The organism is Brevundimonas sp. ALps5, assembly GCF_058681645.1.
On record NZ_CM178744.1, the window covers coordinates 3461058 to 3478139 of the forward strand.

Annotated in this window: 16 protein-coding genes; 11 read left to right on the forward strand and 5 right to left on the reverse strand. The window is 68.2% G+C overall.

Annotated features, from left to right (window positions below; genetic code table 11):
• Nucleotides 1-3: 3 nt before the first annotated feature.
• From ACW172_RS16450 to ACW172_RS16465, 4 genes are all read right to left on the reverse strand, one after another.
• Nucleotides 4-1380, reverse strand: coding sequence for a peptidylprolyl isomerase (locus tag ACW172_RS16450; RefSeq protein WP_492032514.1), 1377 nt, complete (start codon nt 1378-1380; stop codon nt 4-6).
• 85 nt (nt 1381-1465) lie between these two features.
• Nucleotides 1466-3940 carry an LPS-assembly protein LptD gene (locus ACW172_RS16455; protein WP_492032515.1) on the reverse strand — a complete coding sequence of 825 codons (2475 nt, stop codon included), beginning with the start codon at nt 3938-3940 and terminating at the stop codon, nt 1466-1468.
• A gap of 44 nt (nt 3941-3984) precedes the next feature.
• Nucleotides 3985-5124, reverse strand: a complete 1140-nt coding sequence (lptG, locus tag ACW172_RS16460) for an LPS export ABC transporter permease LptG (RefSeq protein WP_492032516.1) — start codon at nt 5122-5124, stop codon at nt 3985-3987.
• Nucleotides 5121-6254 carry an LptF/LptG family permease gene (locus ACW172_RS16465; RefSeq protein WP_492032517.1) on the reverse strand — a complete coding sequence of 378 codons (1134 nt, stop codon included), beginning with the start codon at nt 6252-6254 and terminating at the stop codon, nt 5121-5123. The genes lptG and ACW172_RS16465 overlap by 4 nt, the downstream gene beginning before the upstream one ends.
• Nucleotides 6255-6399: 145 nt before the next feature.
• Between ACW172_RS16465 and ACW172_RS16470 the strand changes: the two genes are divergently transcribed.
• The 5 genes from ACW172_RS16470 to ACW172_RS16490 all read left to right on the forward strand — a co-directional run bounded on the left by ACW172_RS16470 (nt 6400) and on the right by ACW172_RS16490 (nt 9246).
• Nucleotides 6400-7875: a leucyl aminopeptidase gene (locus ACW172_RS16470; protein WP_492032518.1), complete on the forward strand. Its 1476-nt coding sequence runs from the start codon at nt 6400-6402 to the stop codon at nt 7873-7875.
• Nucleotides 7872-8333, forward strand: a complete 462-nt coding sequence (locus tag ACW172_RS16475) for a DNA polymerase III subunit chi (protein ID WP_492032519.1) — start codon at nt 7872-7874, stop codon at nt 8331-8333. The genes ACW172_RS16470 and ACW172_RS16475 overlap by 4 nt, the downstream gene beginning before the upstream one ends.
• A gap of 71 nt (nt 8334-8404) precedes the next feature.
• Nucleotides 8405-8653, forward strand: a complete 249-nt coding sequence (locus ACW172_RS16480; RefSeq protein ID WP_492032520.1) for a hypothetical protein — start codon at nt 8405-8407, stop codon at nt 8651-8653.
• A gap of 21 nt (nt 8654-8674) precedes the next feature.
• A complete protein-coding gene (locus tag ACW172_RS16485; RefSeq protein WP_492032521.1) occupies nt 8675-8974 on the forward strand; it encodes an I78 family peptidase inhibitor in 300 nt (99 codons plus the stop codon).
• Nucleotides 8971-9246 carry an I78 family peptidase inhibitor gene (locus ACW172_RS16490; RefSeq protein WP_492032522.1) on the forward strand — a complete coding sequence of 92 codons (276 nt, stop codon included), beginning with the start codon at nt 8971-8973 and terminating at the stop codon, nt 9244-9246. The genes ACW172_RS16485 and ACW172_RS16490 overlap by 4 nt, the downstream gene beginning before the upstream one ends.
• Here the strand turns inward: ACW172_RS16490 and ACW172_RS16495 are convergent.
• Entirely contained in the window at nt 9243-11186 is a 1944-nt protein-coding gene (locus tag ACW172_RS16495) for a M61 family metallopeptidase (RefSeq protein ID WP_492032523.1), read from the reverse strand. The two genes, ACW172_RS16490 and ACW172_RS16495, sit on opposite strands and share 4 nt — an antisense overlap.
• A 174-nt stretch (nt 11187-11360) precedes the next feature.
• On the opposite strand from ACW172_RS16495, the gene ACW172_RS16500 reads away from it, so the two are divergent.
• From ACW172_RS16500 to glyA, 6 genes are all read left to right on the forward strand, one after another.
• Nucleotides 11361-12164 (forward strand): class I SAM-dependent methyltransferase, encoded by an 804-nt coding sequence (locus tag ACW172_RS16500; protein WP_492032524.1) that lies wholly within the window; start codon nt 11361-11363, stop codon nt 12162-12164.
• A gap of 78 nt (nt 12165-12242) precedes the next feature.
• On the forward strand, nt 12243-13007 hold the full coding sequence (locus tag ACW172_RS16505) for a class I SAM-dependent methyltransferase (RefSeq protein WP_492032525.1): 765 nt from the start codon (nt 12243-12245) through the stop codon (nt 13005-13007).
• Nucleotides 13004-14197, forward strand: coding sequence for a sialidase family protein (locus tag ACW172_RS16510; RefSeq protein WP_492032526.1), 1194 nt, complete (start codon nt 13004-13006; stop codon nt 14195-14197). The genes ACW172_RS16505 and ACW172_RS16510 overlap by 4 nt, the downstream gene beginning before the upstream one ends.
• Before the next feature lie 110 nt (nt 14198-14307).
• Nucleotides 14308-15534, forward strand: coding sequence for a 5-aminolevulinate synthase (gene hemA / locus ACW172_RS16515; protein WP_492032527.1), 1227 nt, complete (start codon nt 14308-14310; stop codon nt 15532-15534).
• Complete coding sequence (locus ACW172_RS16520) at nt 15534-15713, forward strand: DUF6898 family protein (RefSeq protein WP_492032528.1); 180 nt, start codon at nt 15534-15536, stop codon at nt 15711-15713. The genes hemA and ACW172_RS16520 overlap by 1 nt, the downstream gene beginning before the upstream one ends.
• 80 nt (nt 15714-15793) lie before the next feature.
• Nucleotides 15794-17077: a serine hydroxymethyltransferase gene (gene glyA, locus ACW172_RS16525; RefSeq protein ID WP_492032529.1), complete on the forward strand. Its 1284-nt coding sequence runs from the start codon at nt 15794-15796 to the stop codon at nt 17075-17077.
• Nucleotides 17078-17082: the final 5 nt, after the last annotated feature.

The following is a 17082-nucleotide window of genomic DNA, read 5'->3' on the forward strand; positions in this document are numbered from 1 at the left end:
CGGCTACTTCATCTCGATCAGGGCGTCCGACCGCAGGTCGCGGATGTAGCGGCGCGCCAGCATGGCGAGGTTCTGGTTCTGCAGACGGTTTTCGACCTGCTGGAAGGTCGGGGCGTCGGGACCGCCGGCGCGACGGCCGCAGACGGCCAGAAGGTGCACGCCCAGCGGGGTGCGGACCGGCGAGCTGATCGTACCGACCTCGGCCGCGCGGGCGACCTGCTGGAACTGGGGCGCCAGGTTGGCGATGTCCGATTCCCCGAGGTCGGAGCCGAGAAGGCCCTGTTCTGAGGTGGCGCGCGCCAGAATGTTGTCGCAGGTCAGTTGCGGCTTGATGGCTTCAAGGCGAGCGGTGGCGGCGGCGACATCCGCCTCGGACGCCGTTTCCGGGACCTCGACCATGATCTGCTTCATCGACACCAGGCTGGTGGCGACCCCCGAGCGCTTGTCGCGCATATAGACGATGTAGACCCCGCCATCGACCGGGATCGGGCGCGACAGCTGGCCGACCTGGAGCTGGTCGAGCGCCTGTTGCAGGGCGGGCTGGACGGTGCCCTGGACGACCCAGCCGGCGTCGCCGCCGCGCTGCGCCGACGGGGCGGCCGAGAACTGGCGGGCGACGGCCTGGAAGGGCGCGCCCTGGACCATCTGCTGGACCAGCTGGTTGGCGCCGTTCACGGCGGCCTGCTGACCGCCGACGCGCGCGGCCTCGATGTAGATCTCGCCGATCAGGTACTGGGGCTTGGACGCCGTCTCGGTGAGCTGACGCATGGCCTGTTCGACCGCGGCATGGGAGACCTTGGAACGGCTGTTGAAGCGGCCGCCGACCAGGGCGCGCCAGCCCAGTTCGGTCCGCAGTTGCTCGCGCATGTTCTGGGGGCGGATGCCGCCCTGGGCGAGGAAGTTCATGTAGTTGGCGGGCGTGGTGCCGGCTTCCTGGGCCATGGAGGCGATTTCATCGTCCACCTCGGCGTCGCTGATCACCAGATCCTTGTACTTGGCGATCTCCTCATTCTGGAGCCGCTCCTCGATCAGGGCGTTCAGGGCCTGCTGCTGGATGGCCGGAAGGTTTTCCTCGGTCGGCTGCACCTGGCTCATCGCGATGATCACGAGCATGCGCTGGCGCAGGTCGAAGCTGGTGATGACCTGGTCGTTGACCGTGGCGATCACGCCTTCGGAGATCTGGAACTGCGGCGGCGCGGCGGCCGGACGGGCCGGCGCCTGCTCGGCGGCCGGGTTCAGGGCGCCGGCGGCGGGCGAAGCGGGCGGAGACGCGGGCGGCGTCTGAGTCGGAGCCGGAGCCGGCGCCGTCTGGGCCCAGGCCGGCGCAATGGCCGTGCCTGCGAGAAGCGCGGCGATCGCGACGCCCGTCGTGTTACGCATCAAAGGCATAGTCTGTCCTGGATCCTCAAGAAGCGCCGTCTCGACCCCATTGTGCGGGGAGGTCGCGCCCCTGCAAGCGACGTGTTCATCGGTTGCTGTTTCGTCCGTAGCCTGTACCGCCAAAAGTGGCGAGGTTTAGGCGCACATAAACCCCTTCGGACGGCCCTGAAGGCCGCACGCGGGTGTTGTCCTGGCGGAAACCCAGCTCGAAGCGGAAGCAGTCGTCGTCGAACAGCAGACCGACCTCCGAACGGGTGATCAGGTCGCGCTCAAGATCGGCGATGCCTGTGACCGCCACGCCCCAGTTGCCGTAGACGAACTGCTGGCCCTGCAGCTGGACGAACTCGTAGTTCCGGTTGTTCGGCCCGCCGAGCGGATTCGAGCGGTCGACGATATAGCTGACGGTGGCCACGTTGCGGCGGCCCCAGGTCCCGTCGACGGCGGCTTCGGCCCGGCGGATGTCGCCCGAGCCGTCCAGGGTCGCATGGCCCCAGCCGCGGAAACGGTCGGTCGGCGAGAAGCTGGCCTGGACCACCCAGTCGGAGGTTTGCGACGCCAGACCCGAGGGGTCATAGAGCCTGGACGGACTGTCAGGGATGGACGTCAGGAAGGCGTCTTCGTCGTCCGAGCGCATGCTGCGGCCGACGAAGAGGCTGGCCTTGCGGATGTCGTCCCAACGCAGGGTCGCGCGCGCGCCCGCCGTGAACCGCGAACCGCCTTCGTAGAAGTCGTACCCCGGAAGACGGTCGGTGCGGAACAGGGAGCTTTCGTCCAGCTCGAAGGTCTGGGTGTCCTCGATCGGAATGTGGGGGTCGAGGTCGGCCTTGTTGGAGATCGAGAACTGGGCCAGCGGTTCGATGATCAGGTCCGAGGTCGCGCTGAGGCGCTTGATCATCGGATAGCTGACGTCGATCCCGGCGGTGGCCCGGCCACGGGTGATGATGTTCTCGGCCTCGCTGCCCGGCATGGGCGGCAGGTCCGAGACCGAATAGGCGTCGAAACGGGCGTCGACGAAGGGCTCGTAGCGGATGCCGGAGGGGCTGAAGAAGGTCCGGCGCCATTCGCCCTGCAAGGTGACGCGGCGGCTGTCGACGCCGCCGAAGCCGTCGGTCGATCCGGCCGGAATGACCTCGGGACGCAGGACCGGGGCGCCGACATAGGCGTCGCGCGACAGCGAAACGGCAGAGGCCTTCAGTCGCAGGCGCCCGCCCAGCACCGCCTCGGACGGCTCCCAGCGCGCGTCGACCAGCGGCGCGACCAGCGGCAGGGTCTTGTCGTCCTCGAAGACGTTCAGAGCCGGGGTGACGTCGTTGAACTGGGCGACGCGCAGGCTCTGGATCGAGAAGGCGGCCACCGACAGGTACGAACGTGCGGTCTGGCGCTCGGCGTAGAGCTGGCTGATCAGCCGGCGCTGGTCGCCGTAGTAGAGGCCGTTGTCCTGATAGGGATCGCGGACGTCGTAGCGGTCGAACAGGGTCTTGTCGGAGGTCCGCTCGGCCGTGAAGCCCCAGCGCCACGGGCCGGCGGGATCGAACTTGCCATAGGCCAGGATGTAGCTGCGGCTGGTGCGGTCGCCGTAGTCGACATTGCTCTCGGCGATTCCATCGCCGTCCAGGTCGAAGTCGCCGAAGGACTGGGCGTAGGTATAGCCGCCGCGCGCGACCACCGTGCCGTCCATGAAGCGCCGACGCCATTGCAGGTTCAGGAAGGGCGCGACCCGGGTGTTGATCTGCGGGCTGACGATCCAGTCTTCGGACGGGGAGACCACATGCAGGTAGGGCATCTCGACCGAGACGCCCCGGCCCTCGTCATAGTTGATGATCGGGATCAGCAGGCCCGAGGCGCGATCGACCGTCGGGTCCGGCACGGCGAAGACCGGCAGCCAGAACATCGGGACGCCGCCCACGCGGAAGGTGGCGTTGCGGAACAGGATCGCCCTGAGATCCTCGTCCTGGACCACCTTCTCGGCCTGGATGGCGATGCTGGGGGTCTTGGGATTGCCTTCCGCGTCGCAGATCGCGCAGGGGGTGAACAGGGCGTAGTTGAGTTCCGACACGTGCTCGGAGCGGCGCACGGCCGTGGCGGCCATCAGGCTGGAACCGTTGGACAGGCGGGTGGCCAGATCGACGGCGACCCCGGCCTTGAGGTCGGAATCCAGTTCGATGTGGCTGGCGTAGAGAACGTCGCCCTCGGGGCTGGTGAGCTCGACCTGACGATCGGCGCCGCCGACGCCCTTCTCCATGTCGTAGGTCACCTCGCCGGCGCGCAGCGTATGCCCCTGGAAGCGGGCCAGGACCCGTTCAACGACGCCGCTGGCGGTGATCACATCGCCGGTGCGGGTGGCCTGTTCGGCCTGGATGTAGACGGCCTTGGGCGGCAGTCCGTCGGCGCCGGTCGCCTGCGATTCGGCGGCGGCGGGAGCGGCTTGTGGCGTGGTTTGGGCCGCGGCCTGGCCCGAAAGCCACGGGGCGCAGGCGATCAGGGCGGCGCCGGCCAGAAGCCGGTGTCGCAAGCCAGTGCCCTTTCCCGTCCGCCGGGAGGCGCCGCGTTCAGTCTGCATGCCAACTCAATCCGTAAACCGCCGGCCCCCCGCCGACCGGTCGCTTAGCCGTCTTCGGTATAGAACAGCAAGGTCAAGGCGGCGAGCGCTGTGAGTATCGCCGGCAACCAGGCCGCCACGAACGGCGGCACCACCTCGGCCGAGCCGAAGGCCGAGGACGCCTGGTTCAGGAAGAAGAAGGCGAAGCCCAGCACCACGGCGCCGACCGCCATCTTGGCCAGATCGCCCAGCCGCATCAGGCGCAGGGAGAAGGCCGCGGCCAGGATCGACATGGCCGCGAACATCAGGGGCGTGGCCAGAAGCTGTTGCAGACGCAGCCGGTAGGCGGTGGAGGAGAAGCCGGCATCCTCGATCCGCTGGATCTGGGCGGGCAGGGACCAGAAGGAGGTCGCCTGGGGCCGGGCGAATCGCTCGAAAGCCTCGTCGTCGGCCAGGCTGGAGGGCAGATCCAGGGTGGCGTAGCGCACCGCGCGCTGACCTGTCTGGGCGCCCACGGCGTTGATCAGCCGCCAGCGGCCGGCGCTGAGGCTGGCTGACGGGGCGTCGATCCGCTCGCTGAACATGCGGCGACCGTGCGGGTCGGTCGTGTAGATAAAGAAGGTCACGTCCAGCAGCCGGGCGTTGGCGCGGTCCTGACGGCCGGCGCGGATGACCATCTGGCGCGCGTCCTCGCCTTCGCGGAGCCAGATGGCCTGGTTCTGCTCGTCGGCGCCCAGGGCCGAGCCCGAGATGCGGGCGCGCTCGCGCTGGAACAGGTTGTCGCCGGCCGCCGCCAACGGACCAATGGCCGTGACCGTCAGAACTCCGAGCGCCAGCGCCATTCCCGCCGCCGGCAGAACGAAGCGCCAGGCCGAGATTCCCGCCGCCCGCATGGCGATCAGCTCCGAACGCCGGTTCAGGCTGACGAAGGCCGACAGGGTGCCGAACAGGAAGACGAAGGGCAGCAGCTGGACGATCACCTGCGGCGACTTGATCATCATCAGGCCGACGATGCGCAGGGCCGACAGGTCGGTCTCCGAGCCCAGGCCGCGCGAGATCTCGACGAAGTCGATCAGCATGACCAAGGCGCTGATCACCGCCAGGGCCACGCCCAAAGCGCGCATCTGCTGGATAAGGACATAGCGTTCGATCCGGCCCAGCCGGAACGGGGTGCGAATCTCGCCGCCGCGCAGGGAGAGCTTCATGCGAACCTCGCCTTCAGACGCTCGAGGAGGGGCCAGGTGCGCCGGCGCCGGGGCTTGAGCGCGCGGAACAGCAACCGCAGGGCCAGGGCCGCGGAGGCTAGGGGCAGGACGTACTGGAAGACGTTCAGCCAGCCGTTCCAGGCGCTGGCCGCGACGATGCCGTAGCCCATGATCCGGACCAGCAGGAAGACGCCCGCCGCCTTGGCGATGCGCAGGCTGTAGCCCGAACGGCTGAACTGGCCGCCCATGATGGCCGCCAGCGCCATGGCCATGGCGGTCAGGGCGTAGAGGGGCGAGGAGAGCCGATTGTTGGCCTCGGCCATCAGCTCGCCGCGCGACCCGCTATGGCCGATCAGGTCCGGGGTCGGATTGACCAGCTGCGACATCCACAGATCCGCCGGCTTGTAGCGGATCTTCTCCGAGCTCTCGGTGAACGGGGTCAGGTCGAAGGGCCAGCGATCGAACGACAACTGGTTCAAGACGCCGTCCTTGGAATACTCCTGCGCCGATCCGTTCACCAACGTCAGCGTCGGGGCGCCGTTGATCCGTTCGAACCGGGCCTCGCCCGCGTCCCAGGTCCGCACCGTCTTGCCGTTGTCCAGGTAGACGAACAGGTTCTTGAGCAGGCCGTTCTGCTCGATCTGCTGCACATAGACGGTCAGGCCGCCCGGCCCCTGGACGAAACGGCCTTCCTCGACCAGCAGGGCGGCCAGGTCGGTGCGGATGGCGAAGGCTTCCTGCCGCGCCGTGCGCTGGGCCCAGGGCTGGGCGAACAGGTTCGTGAACAGGGCCAGCAAGGTCACGATCACCGCGATCCGCACCGCCGGAGAGATCACCTGCCACCGCGTCATGCCGCTGGCGAAGGTGGCGGTCAGCTCCTGTTCGCGCTGCAGCCGGGTCAGGGCGATCAGCGAACCCACGAACAGGCCGATCGGCAGGATGACCGAAAACAGCTGCGGCAGGGCCAGCAGGGTCAGTTTGATCATAACCAGAACGCTTTGCCCGCGCTCGACGATGACCTGCAGTTGATCCAGGCTCTGGGACAGCAGGCCGATTCCCGCCAGGGCGCCGCATGCGGCCGCGACAGGCAGGGCGATCTGTTTGAAAAGATAGCGTTGAATCAGGGTCATGCGGCGGCCGGCGAACACCCAGGTTGCGGGCGCGCGTGATGGAGAGCATCTAATACACATCCGGAGCCCCTGCGGACAACCGCGCGGCCTCCCTCCCGAACTGTAGCAAACGACCGGGGCCCAATCCCGGCTGGAGTCGCGTTTCATGAAGATCGAATTTGTCGCCCACGCCGGCGCGTCGGACGTTCTCGCCGTACTGGTTGGCGAGGGCCGCGCCCTGGCTGGAACCGGCCCGGCCCTGGACACGGCGACCTCCGGCGCCCTGACCAGGGCGATGACCGCCAGCCGCTTCACCGGCGCCGCCAACTCCACCCTGACCGTCGCCGCCCCCGTGGGTGTCGAGGCCGCGACCGTCCTGCTGGTCGGGGCGGGCAAGGACGCGCTGGACGACAAGGGTGTCGAAACCGCCGCCGGCGCCGCCTACCACGCGGTCAAGCTGTCGGGCGCCGAGACCCTGACCCTGGACTTCGGCCACCTGACCCCGGAACAGTCGGCCCGCGCCGCCTTCGCCGTGCGTCTGGCCGCCTACACCTTCAACAAATACCGCACGACGCTGAAGCCCGAGAAGATCGCCTCGATCAAGACGATCCAGGTCGTGACCTCGGACCTGCGTGCGACCCAGGCGGCCTTTGAGCCGATGTCGGCCGTCGCCGACGCCGTGACCTTCTCGCGCGACCTGGTCTCCGAGCCCGCGAACGTCCTGTACCCGGCCGAGTTCGCCAAACGGGTCAAGGCGCTGGAATCGCTGGGCCTGAAGGTCGAGATCCTCGGCGAGGCCGAGATGGAGAAGCTGGGCATGTGGACCCTGCTGGGCGTCGGCCAGGGCAGCCGTCGCGAAAGCCAGCTGGCCGTGATCCAGTGGAACGGCGGCGAGCCGGGCGCCCAGCCCCTGGCCTTCGTCGGCAAGGGCGTCTGCTTCGACACCGGCGGCATTTCGATCAAGCCGGCCGACGGCATGGAAGACATGAAGTGGGACATGGGCGGCGCGGCCGCCGTGGCCGGCCTCATGCACGCGCTGGCGGGCCGCAAGGCCAGGGTCAACGCCGTGGGCGTGCTCGGCCTCGTCGAGAACATGCCTGACGGCAACGCCCAGCGTCCGGGCGACGTGGTCATCTCCATGTCCGGCCAGTCGGTCGAGGTGATCAACACCGACGCCGAGGGCCGCCTCGTCCTCGCCGACGCCCTCTGGTACACCCAGGAGCGCTTCAAGCCGAAGTTCATGATCGACCTGGCCACCCTGACGGGCGCCGCCATCGTCGCCGTCGGTCTGGACATCGCCCCGCTCTACGCCAACAGCGAAGACGTCGCCGGTCCGATCCTGGCCGCTGCCGAGAAGGTCGGTGAGAATTTCTGGCGCATGCCGCTGCCGCCCCAGTATGAGCAGCACATCGATTCCAAGATCGCCGACGTGAAGAACACCGGCAACGGCCGCGCCGGCGGTTCGATCACCGCCGCCCTGTTCCTGCAACGCTTCACCAACGGCGTGCCGTGGGCCCACCTCGACATCGCGCCGACCGCCTGGGCCAACAAGTCGCCCAACCCCACCGTTCCGGAAGGCGCCGTCGGCTTCGGCGTGCGCACGCTCGACCGGATGGTGGCGGACAGCTACGAGTCCAAGTGACCGACGCGACCGGCCCGGAAATCTGGTTCTACCACCTCGAGCGGTCGACGCTCGATCAGGTGCTGCCGGAGCTTCTGGGCCGGACGCTTCAGCGTGGCTGGCGGGCGCTGGTCCGCGTCGCCGGGGAGCACCGACTCGAGGATATCGACGAGCGGCTATGGACCTTTCGCGAGGACAGCTTCCTCGCCCACGGCCGCGCCGACGAGCCGAATGCGGAGCGTCAGCCGATCTTGCTGACGCAATCGATGGAGAACCCGAACGGCGCTCAGGCGCTGTTCATCGTCGACGGCTCAGAACTGGGCGCCACGGAGAGTTACCAGCGATGCTTCATCATCTTCGACGGACGCGACGACACGGCGCTGACCGGCGCACGGCAGCGCTGGAAGGATTTGAAGGGGCAGGGCGCCAACCTGGCCTATTGGAAGCAGACGGACGAGGGCTGGCAAAAGGCGGCCTGATCGTCGCTGGGCTCGCGCTGCTAGCTGGTTGCTCGACCCCGGCTCCGGCCCCAACGCCCGCGCCCGCGGTGGTGGCTCAGGCCCAGGTCTCCCAGCCCGTCGGCACCCGCATGCCCCAGACCGGTCAGGACCTGTGCAAGGCCAATGAGCTGCAATGGCTGGTCGGCCGCAACAAGACCGAGATTCCAGTCCCCGTGGATGTGATCAACCGCCGCGTGGTCTGCACCAGCTGTGCGATCACGGAGGACTATTCCCCGTACCGCCTGAACATCTTCTTCAACGCCCAGACCGAAACGGTCGAACAGGTCCGCTGCGGCTGACCCCTCAAGGAGACGACGCCCGTGAAAACCTCTGCGCTTCTCTCGACCCTGATCGCCTTCTCCGCCCTGGCCGCCTGCGCGCCTGTCGAGGGTGGAGGCGCGACCCCCGCGCCGCCATCGAACGAGCTTGGCCAGTGCAAGGCCGACGCCTATCGCAGCTATATCGGCAAGAACCGGTCCGAGCTGCCGGCCGCAGCGCCGGGCGAGACGCGTCGTGAGGTCTGCACCACCTGCGCCATGACCATGGACTTCAACCCGAACCGGGTGAACATCGTCTATGAGACCGCGACCAACCGGATCACCGAGGTGAAGTGCGGATGAGGGCGCTAGCTGTCCTCGTCACCGGCGCGGCCCTGACCGGCTGTATGGCGACGCCGCCGGAGACCGGCGGACCGACTCCGCCCCAACGGTGCGACGCCTCGGCGGCCCAGTCGCTGGTCGGCTCGCACGTCGGGGCGGTGGACTTCGCGCCCGGCGCCAATGTCCGGATCGTCTGCACGACCTGCGCCACGACCCGCGACTACCGGCCGGACCGGCTGAATATCCGGTTCGACCAGCAGACGGGGATCATCAAGGCGGTGGACTGCGGCTAGCGGGTCCGGGCGGCGTAGAGCTCGCCCAGGCGGTCCGGCGTGCCCGGAATCCGCTCCAGGTGCGGGTAGCGCAGGCCGTCGTGGTAATCGAGGCTGACGGTCCGGTAGCGGTCGCCGTCCTTGACGATCAGTTCGATCGGCGTGGTCGTGTCCTTGGCCGCCTTGATGGCGTCCGTCAGGTTCGAGGCCGAGGCGGCCTCGCCGTTGACGGCGACGATCGACATGCCGATAGCCAGACCCGCCTTGAAGGCCGGGCCGTCCCACTGCACCGCCGAGATGCCGTTCTCGCCGTTGGTCTGCAGGCCGATGGAGTACATGAAGTTGTTGCGCTTCAGCCCGCCCTCCAGCGTCTTCTGCCAAGGGCTCTTGGTGTCGGTGTAGACGAGGCGGTAGCCGCCGCGCGCCAGACCATCCAGCGGCGCGCCGGGGCCGTGCCCGTCCAGACGGGTGCGCAGGAAGGTCGCCCAGTCGTTCTCGACCACCCCGTTCAGCGCCGCGACCACGTCGTCGAAGGTGTAGGGCGCCTCGTTGTATTCTCCGTCGTGGGTGCCGAAGAAGGCTTTGGCGAAGTCGTCCAGACCCTTGCGGCCGTTGGTCTTCTCCCGGATCAGGGTGTCGGCGTCGAGCCAGATCAGCTGGCCCTCGACGTAGTAGTCCTCGTCGCGCTGCTCGCTCAACCAGCCCTTGGGGCGGCGCATGGAGATGATCGGGTCGTTGACCGTGTCCTGCATCGCCCGCCACGAGCGGCCGACCCGGTTGTCATAGGTCGCGGCGTCCATGGCCAGGGCGTCCAGCGCCTGATCCTTCGTCATCAGCCCCGAGCGGGCGGCCAGCACCTTGCCCCAGAACTGGGTCTGGCCCTCATAGACCCACAGCAGCTCGTTCTGCAGGGGCGTGTTGTAGTTGGGAACGTACTGCCCCGCCGGACGCCGCCACTTGCCGTTCCAGGAGTGGGTGTATTCGTGGGCCAGCAGGTCGCGGTCGCCGAACTGGTTGTCCCAGTCGGTGAAGAAGGCCGGATCGACGCTGTCCTCGGACGAGCGGTGGTGCTCCAGCCCGATCCCGCCCAGCCGGTCGGTCATGGCCATCAGGAAGTTGTAGTGGTCGAAGTGGCGCGCGCCGTACAGGCGATCCGCCTGGGTCACCAGCGACCGCAGGATGGCGATCTGGGCGTCGGTCGGGGCGATATTCGAGGCGCTGTCGGCGAAGATGTCGAGCTTGACCGGCGAGCGGCCGCCCGGATCCAGATCGATCTGACGGAAGTGGACCCCGGCCATCAGCGGGCTGTCGATCAGGACGTCGAGGGTCACCGGTTTGAAGGTGGTCACGTCGCCCTGGGTGGACGCGGTCTCCAGCGCCGTGCCGAAATTCCAGCCGGACGGCAGCTTCACGCTGGTTTGCGTCGTGATGTTGTGGTGCCAGCGGCCCGCCGGATAGAGCAGCATCTTCTCCCACTGGGCGTTCAGCATCTCGGCCGTCATGGTCACGCGGCCCTGGGCGCCCGCCGTCGGCGACAGGTGCTGGAAGTCGGCGCTGATCTCGGTCACGCCCTCGGGCACCACCAGATGGAAGGCGAAGCTCTCGACCGGGTCGCGCGTCCACTCCAGACGCTGACCATTGGCGGTGATGATCAGGCCGGCCAGCTGGGTGATCGGGCCGTCGGGGCCGTGGTCGCCGGGCAGCCAGGCGGGGAAGAAGAGGGTCAGCGGACCGGCGCTCTCGACCGGAATGGTCTCATGGACGCTGAAGATACGGCGGTTCAGGTCGGTCGCGTCGACGTCCAGCTTCACGACGCCGGGCCAGGGCCTGTCCACCACCGCGGGGATCGGCGCCATCGTCGTATAGGGCGTCACGGCGGGGGCTGCCGTCTGAGCGAGAGCCGGGAGCGCGGAGGACGCAAGCAACAGGGCGGCGAGGGCGGGGCGGGCGAAGCGGACCATGGACAGACTCGAACTGACGCGGCGGGGGAGGCGGGAAACAACGCCCGGGCTCGGCCTGCGTCAAGTCGCCGCGCCTCATGAAGTGTCACGAGCCGGTGTTTCAGGAGCGAAATCCGCTTGCATCCGGCGACGCTTCGGGGCGTAGCTTCGCGCATCGCCGTTCAGGATGACCTCATGTCGAAGCCGCTTCTCCTCGCCGCCGCCGTCGCAGCCCTGGGGGCGACGGCCCTGTCCGGTTGCGTGATCATCGCCGCCGACGGAGGCGACAAGACCATCGTCACCATGCCGGGCGAGCAGCTGACGCGGGTGGAGGAGAACGCTTACGCCGCCGCCATCGCCGATCCGCTGCGTCCCGCCGAGGAGGTCGCCCGCGATCCCCTGCGCAAGCCCGCCGAGATGATGGCCTTCGCCCAGCTGGACGCCGGGGACCGCGTCGCCGACATCCGGCCCGAGGAAGGCTATTTCACCCGCCTGTTCGCCAAGGCCGTCGGCCCGTCGGGCCGGGTCTACGCCTTCGTGCCCAATCAGACGGCCGGCAAGGAAAACGCCTACGGTGACACGCTCGCCGCCGCCTATCCGAACGTGAACCGGATCACCGGCAGCCTCGACACCATGACCTTCCCCGAGCCGCTGGACGTGGTCTTCATGGGGCAGGAGTACCACGACTTCACCATCCCCCGGTTCGGCGTCGATGTGGCGAAGATGAACGCGGCGGTGTTCGCCGCGCTCAAGCCGGGCGGCCTCTATGTCATCCTCGACCACCAGGCCGCGCCGGGTTCGGGCATCAGCGTCTCGGGCACCCTGCACCGCATCGAGGGCGCTGAGCTGCGCCGCGAGGTCGAGGCCGCGGGCTTCGTCTTCGCCGGCGAGACCTCGGCCGTGGCCAATCCCGAGGACGACCACACCCTGACCGTCTTCGACCCCGCCATTCGCGGCAAGACGGACCAGTTCGTCTATCGCTTCCGCAAGCCGGGCTGATTCCGGAAGGCTGGGGTAACCTCGGCCGTTCGCGGTCGTATTCAATCAAGCGCCGCTAAAGGCGCAAGGGAGGCTGACATGAAGCGTTCGTTCGTCCTGGCCGTTTCGGCCGCCGTTCTTCTGGCCACCGGCGTCGCGGGCGCGGCCGTCGCCCAGATGCATATGGAGCCGTCCGCCTATACGGCAGCCCTGGCCGACCCGGTCCGCACCGACGCCGACAAGGCGCGCGATGAGGGCCGTCACACCGCCGAGACCCTGGCCTTCGCCGAGGTCATGCCCGGCCAGACCATCGGCGACATGATCATCGGCGGCGGCTATTTCACCCGCGTCTTCGCCGCCGCGACCGGTCCGTCCGGCAAGGTTATCGCCTGGCAACCGGCCCAGTTCATCGGCTTCCAGGCTTCCTACGCCGACGCCATCGCCGCAGCCGACGCCCTGCCCAACGTCGAGGGCATCCGCTCGCCGCTCGGCGCGCCCGAGTTCCCGGCGGGGATGGATCTGGTCTTCACGGCCCAGAACTATCATGACCTGCACCTGAAGCCCTTCGCGGCGGATACGGCGGCCAAGACCAATGCGGCGGTGTTCGCGGCGCTCAAGCCCGGCGGCCTCTATGTCATCGTCGACCACTACGCCGCCGCCGGTTCGGGCCTCGCCGCCGCCGACAGCCTGCACCGCATCGACCCGGCCATCGTCAAGGAAGAGGTCGAGGCCGCCGGCTTCGTGCTGGAAGACCAGAGCGACATCCTGAAGAACGACGCCGACCCCCTGACCGCCAATGTCTTCGATCCGGCGATCCGGGGCCACACCAGCCAGTTCATGCTCAAGTTCCGCAAGCCGGCGTGATCAAAGGCGTTCTCGCCGCCGTCCTGCTGCTGACGGCGGCGGCCCATTCTCCGGGAGAAGGCGGCCGCCCCGTGCCCTACACGGTCGCGCCGGGTCTGTTCGACGCGTCGAAGCCGGACCTCGGCCTGACCCCGGCGCGGGGCACGGAGACCTTCACCGTCTTCCGACCGGGGGAGGGGACCGATCACTTCAGCAACGGCGTCTCACTGATCGCCTTCCACGGGCGGCTCTACGCCCAGTGGCAGTCGTCGCCGCGTGACGAGGACTCGCCCGACACCCGGGTGATGTTCGCCTCCAGCGCCGACGGCGAGCGCTGGACCGCCCCGGTCGAACTGGCGCCTCCGGGGCAGGGCGGGCGGATGGTCTCAAGCGGCGGCTGGACGACCGACGGCCGGACCCTGGTCGCCTACCTCAACGTCTGGCCCAACGGCTTCCAGTCCGGCGACGGCGGTCAGACCGCTTACCGCACCAGCATGGACGGCCAGAGCTGGGCCGAGTCACGGTCGGTTCTGGCGGCGGACGGCTCACCCATCGACGGCGTGATCGAGCAGGACCCACACCGCTTCGGCGACCGCACCGTCGGCGCCTTCCACATGCGTCCGGGTATGATCGCGACCCCGGCCTTCACCGACGATCCGCTCGGCGTCTCCGGCTGGACCCTCGGTCGGATGACCCATCTGGACCGCGCGCCGACGCCTGCCGGCGCTCCCGCCCACGAAAGCCGCCTCAGCCGCGAGATCGAGCCCAGCCTGTTTCAGGCCGGGGACTGCGCCGTCATGGTCTTCCGCGACGAGGACCTCAGCTTCCGCCAGCTGGCCTCCGAAAGCTGCGACCGGGGCGTCAACTGGTCCACGCCGGTGGTCACCGCCATGCCCGACAGCCGCGCCAAACAGAGCGCGGGCAACCTGCCGGACGGCACGGCCTTTCTCGTCAATGCGCCCAACGCCGACCGGGTCCGCATCCCCCTGGCCGTGACCGTCAGTCGCGACGGCCGGACCTTCGGCCGGTCCTTCCTGCTGCGCGGGCAGGGCGACCTTCAGCCCTTGCGCTACGAGGGTCAGTACAAAAGACCCGGCTATCACTACCCCAAGAGCACCGTCTGGAACGGCTTCCTCTGGGTCGGCTACGCCACGAACAAGGAGGATGTACAGGTCACGCGCGTCCCCTTGGGCGCGCTGACGGGCGATTGAGAACCGTTATCAATTATCGGTTTAGGACAATTTGTCCTTGTCATCGCGTGGACACCGGGGGTCTATCGGCGCAAATACCCGCCACGTTTTCCGCGCGAAAGTCCGCCCAGTTGTACGACTACAAGGCCGCCTTCGAATCCGCCGTCGAGCAGGTGAAGAGCGAGGGACGCTATCGCGTCTTCGCCGACCTGAAGCGCGTGCGCGGCCAGTTCCCCAAGGCGGTGCGGCGGCGCGAGGACGGGTCGGAGCAGGACGTCGTCATCTGGTGCTCCAACGACTACCTCGGCATGGGGCAGAATCCGGTCGTGCTGGACGCCATGCAGGCCGAGATCGACGCCGTGGGCGCCGGGGCCGGCGGCACCCGCAACATCTCGGGCACGACGCGCTCGGCCGTGGACCTGGAGGCCGAGCTGGCCGCCTGGCACCAGAAGGAAGCCGCGCTGCTGTTCACCTCGGGCTATGTGGCCAATGAGGCGACGCTGACGACCCTGCAGCGCATCCTGCCGGGCCTGATCATCTTCTCCGACAGCCTGAACCACGCCTCGATGATCGCCGGCATCCGCAACGGCGGCTGCGAGCGGCACGTGTTCATGCACAACGATCTGGCGCATCTGGAGCAGCTGCTGGCCGCCGCGCCCGCCGATGCGCCCAAGCTGGTCGCCTTCGAGAGCGTCTACTCCATGGACGGCGACATCGCCGACCTGGCCGGCACGATCGCCCTGGCCCGCAAATACGGCGCCCTGACCTATCTGGACGAGGTCCACGCGGTCGGCCTCTACGGCGCGACCGGCGCCGGCGTCGCCGAGCGTGACGGGGTGCTGGACGGCATCGACATCGTCGAATGCACCCTCGGCAAGGCCATCGGCGTCATGGGCGGATACATCGCCGCCGATGCGGTCATCGTGGACGCGGTGCGCAGCTGGGCTTCGGGCTTCATCTTCACCACCAGCCTGCCGCCGGCCCTGACCGCCGGAGCGCTCGCCTCGGTGCGTCACCTCAAGGCCCATCCGGAACTGCGCGTCGCCCATCAGGAGCGGGCCCAGACGCTGAAGGACCGCTTCGCCGCCGCCGGCATCCCGGTCATGCCGAGCGAGAGCCACATCGTTCCGGTCTTCGTCGGCGATCCGGTCCACACCAAGATGATCTCGGACATGCTGCTGGAAGAGTTCGGCGTCTACGTCCAGCCGATCAACTATCCGACCGTGCCCAAGGGCACCGAGCGCCTGCGCTTCACGCCCTCGCCGAACCACGACGACGGCATGATGGACGCCCTGGTCAGCGCCATGGACCAGCTCTGGACCCACTGCCACATCGCCCGGATGCCTTCGGCGGCGTGATGTCGGAAGGTGGCCTCGGACAGGTCATCGTCGAGAAGACCCGCAACGGAACCTATCTGAAGGTCACCGCCGTCCATGTGGCGACCGGAACCGAGGCCACGGCCGTCGGCCCGGCGATGGAGCCCAAGGCCGTCGAGCGGCTGGCGGTCGCGAAATTGCGACGGATACTCGGTGTCTGACGTCACGGGTCCGACACAAGATGTTGTGGTTGACCCCTCTCGGGACTAGATAGGGCGCCTTCAGATTGCCGGGGACGCCTGTGACCATCACCACCCATGCCGACTACTTCTCGAAGTCTCTCGCGGACGCCGATCCGGACGTCTTCAAGGGCATCCAGGGCGAGCTGGGGCGGCAGCAGGAGCAGATCGAGCTGATCGCGTCCGAGAACATCGTCTCGAAGGCGGTGCTGGAGGCTCAAGGCTCTGTCCTGACGAACAAATACGCCGAGGGCTATCCCGGTCGCCGCTACTACGGCGGCTGCGAATACGTCGACGTGACCGAGGACTTGGCCCGCGAGCGCGCCAAGGAACTGTTCGGCTGCGCCTTCGCCAACGTCCAGCCCCACTCGGGCGCCCAGGCCAACCAGGCGGTCTTCTTCGCCCTGCTGCAGCCCGGCGACACCTTCCTCGGCATGGACCTGGCCTGCGGCGGCCACCTGACCCACGGCTCCCCGGCCAACCAGTCCGGCAAGTGGTTCCGCCCGGTGACCTACAAGGTCCGCGAGGACAACCATCTGATCGACTACGACCACGTCGCCGAGATGGCCGAGAAGGAAAGGCCCAAGTTGATCGTGGCCGGCGCCTCGGCCTACAGCCGTCACATCGACTTCAAGCGCTTCCGCGAGATCGCCGACAGCGTCGGCGCCTATCTCTTCGTCGACATGGCCCACTATGCGGGTCTGATCGCGGGCGGCGCCTATCCGGACCCGCTGCCTCACGCCCACGTCGTGACCACGACCACTCACAAGACCCTGCGCGGTCCGCGCGGCGGCATGATCCTGTCCAACGACGTCGACCTGGGCAAGAAGATCAACTCGGCCGTCTTCCCCGGTCTGCAGGGCGGGCCGCTGGAGCATGTCATCGCCGCCAAGGCCGTGGCTTTCGGCGAGGCGCTCAAGCCCGAGTTCAAGGTCTATGCCAAGCAGGTCGTGGCCAACGCCCAGGCTCTGGCCGGCGTCCTGGTCGAGCGCGGCCTGGCCATCGTCTCGGGCGGCACCGACAGCCATCTGATGCTGGTCGACCTGCGTCCCAAGGGCGTGACCGGCAAGGCGACCGAGCTTCAGCTCGAACACGCCCTGATGACCTGCAACAAGAACGGCGTCCCCTTCGACACCGCCCCGTTCACCGTCACTTCGGGCGTTCGCCTGGGCACCCCGGCCGGCACGACGCGCGGCTTTGGCGAGGAGGAGTTCAAGTCGATCGGTCACTGGATCGCCGACGTCGTCTCCTCGATGAACGGCGGCGACGAGGCCGATCCGGCGGTGATCGCCGAGGTCGCGGGCAAGGTGCGCGAGCTCACGCGCCGCTTCCCGATCTACGGATAAGCCTC

Excerpts from the sequence above, each read along its gene's own strand:
- ACW172_RS16505 (WP_492032525.1), top strand. The coding sequence starts at position 12,243 with ATGAAGCGTTCGTTCGTCCTGGCCGTTTCGGCCGCCGTTCTTCTGGCC.
- ACW172_RS16500 (WP_492032524.1), top strand. The coding sequence starts at position 11,361 with ATGTCGAAGCCGCTTCTCCTCGCCGCCGCCGTCGCAGCCCTGGGGGCG.
- ACW172_RS16465 (WP_492032517.1), bottom strand. The coding sequence starts at position 6,254 with ATGACCCTGATTCAACGCTATCTTTTCAAACAGATCGCCCTGCCTGTC.
- ACW172_RS16490 (WP_492032522.1), top strand. The coding sequence starts at position 8,971 with ATGAGGGCGCTAGCTGTCCTCGTCACCGGCGCGGCCCTGACCGGCTGT.
- lptG (WP_492032516.1), bottom strand. The coding sequence starts at position 5,124 with ATGAAGCTCTCCCTGCGCGGCGGCGAGATTCGCACCCCGTTCCGGCTG.
- ACW172_RS16450 (WP_492032514.1), bottom strand. The coding sequence starts at position 1,380 with ATGCGTAACACGACGGGCGTCGCGATCGCCGCGCTTCTCGCAGGCACG.
- ACW172_RS16470 (WP_492032518.1), top strand. The coding sequence starts at position 6,400 with ATGAAGATCGAATTTGTCGCCCACGCCGGCGCGTCGGACGTTCTCGCC.
- ACW172_RS16455 (WP_492032515.1), bottom strand. The coding sequence starts at position 3,940 with ATGCAGACTGAACGCGGCGCCTCCCGGCGGACGGGAAAGGGCACTGGC.
- ACW172_RS16495 (WP_492032523.1), bottom strand. The coding sequence starts at position 11,186 with ATGGTCCGCTTCGCCCGCCCCGCCCTCGCCGCCCTGTTGCTTGCGTCC.
- ACW172_RS16520 (WP_492032528.1), top strand. The coding sequence starts at position 15,534 with ATGTCGGAAGGTGGCCTCGGACAGGTCATCGTCGAGAAGACCCGCAAC.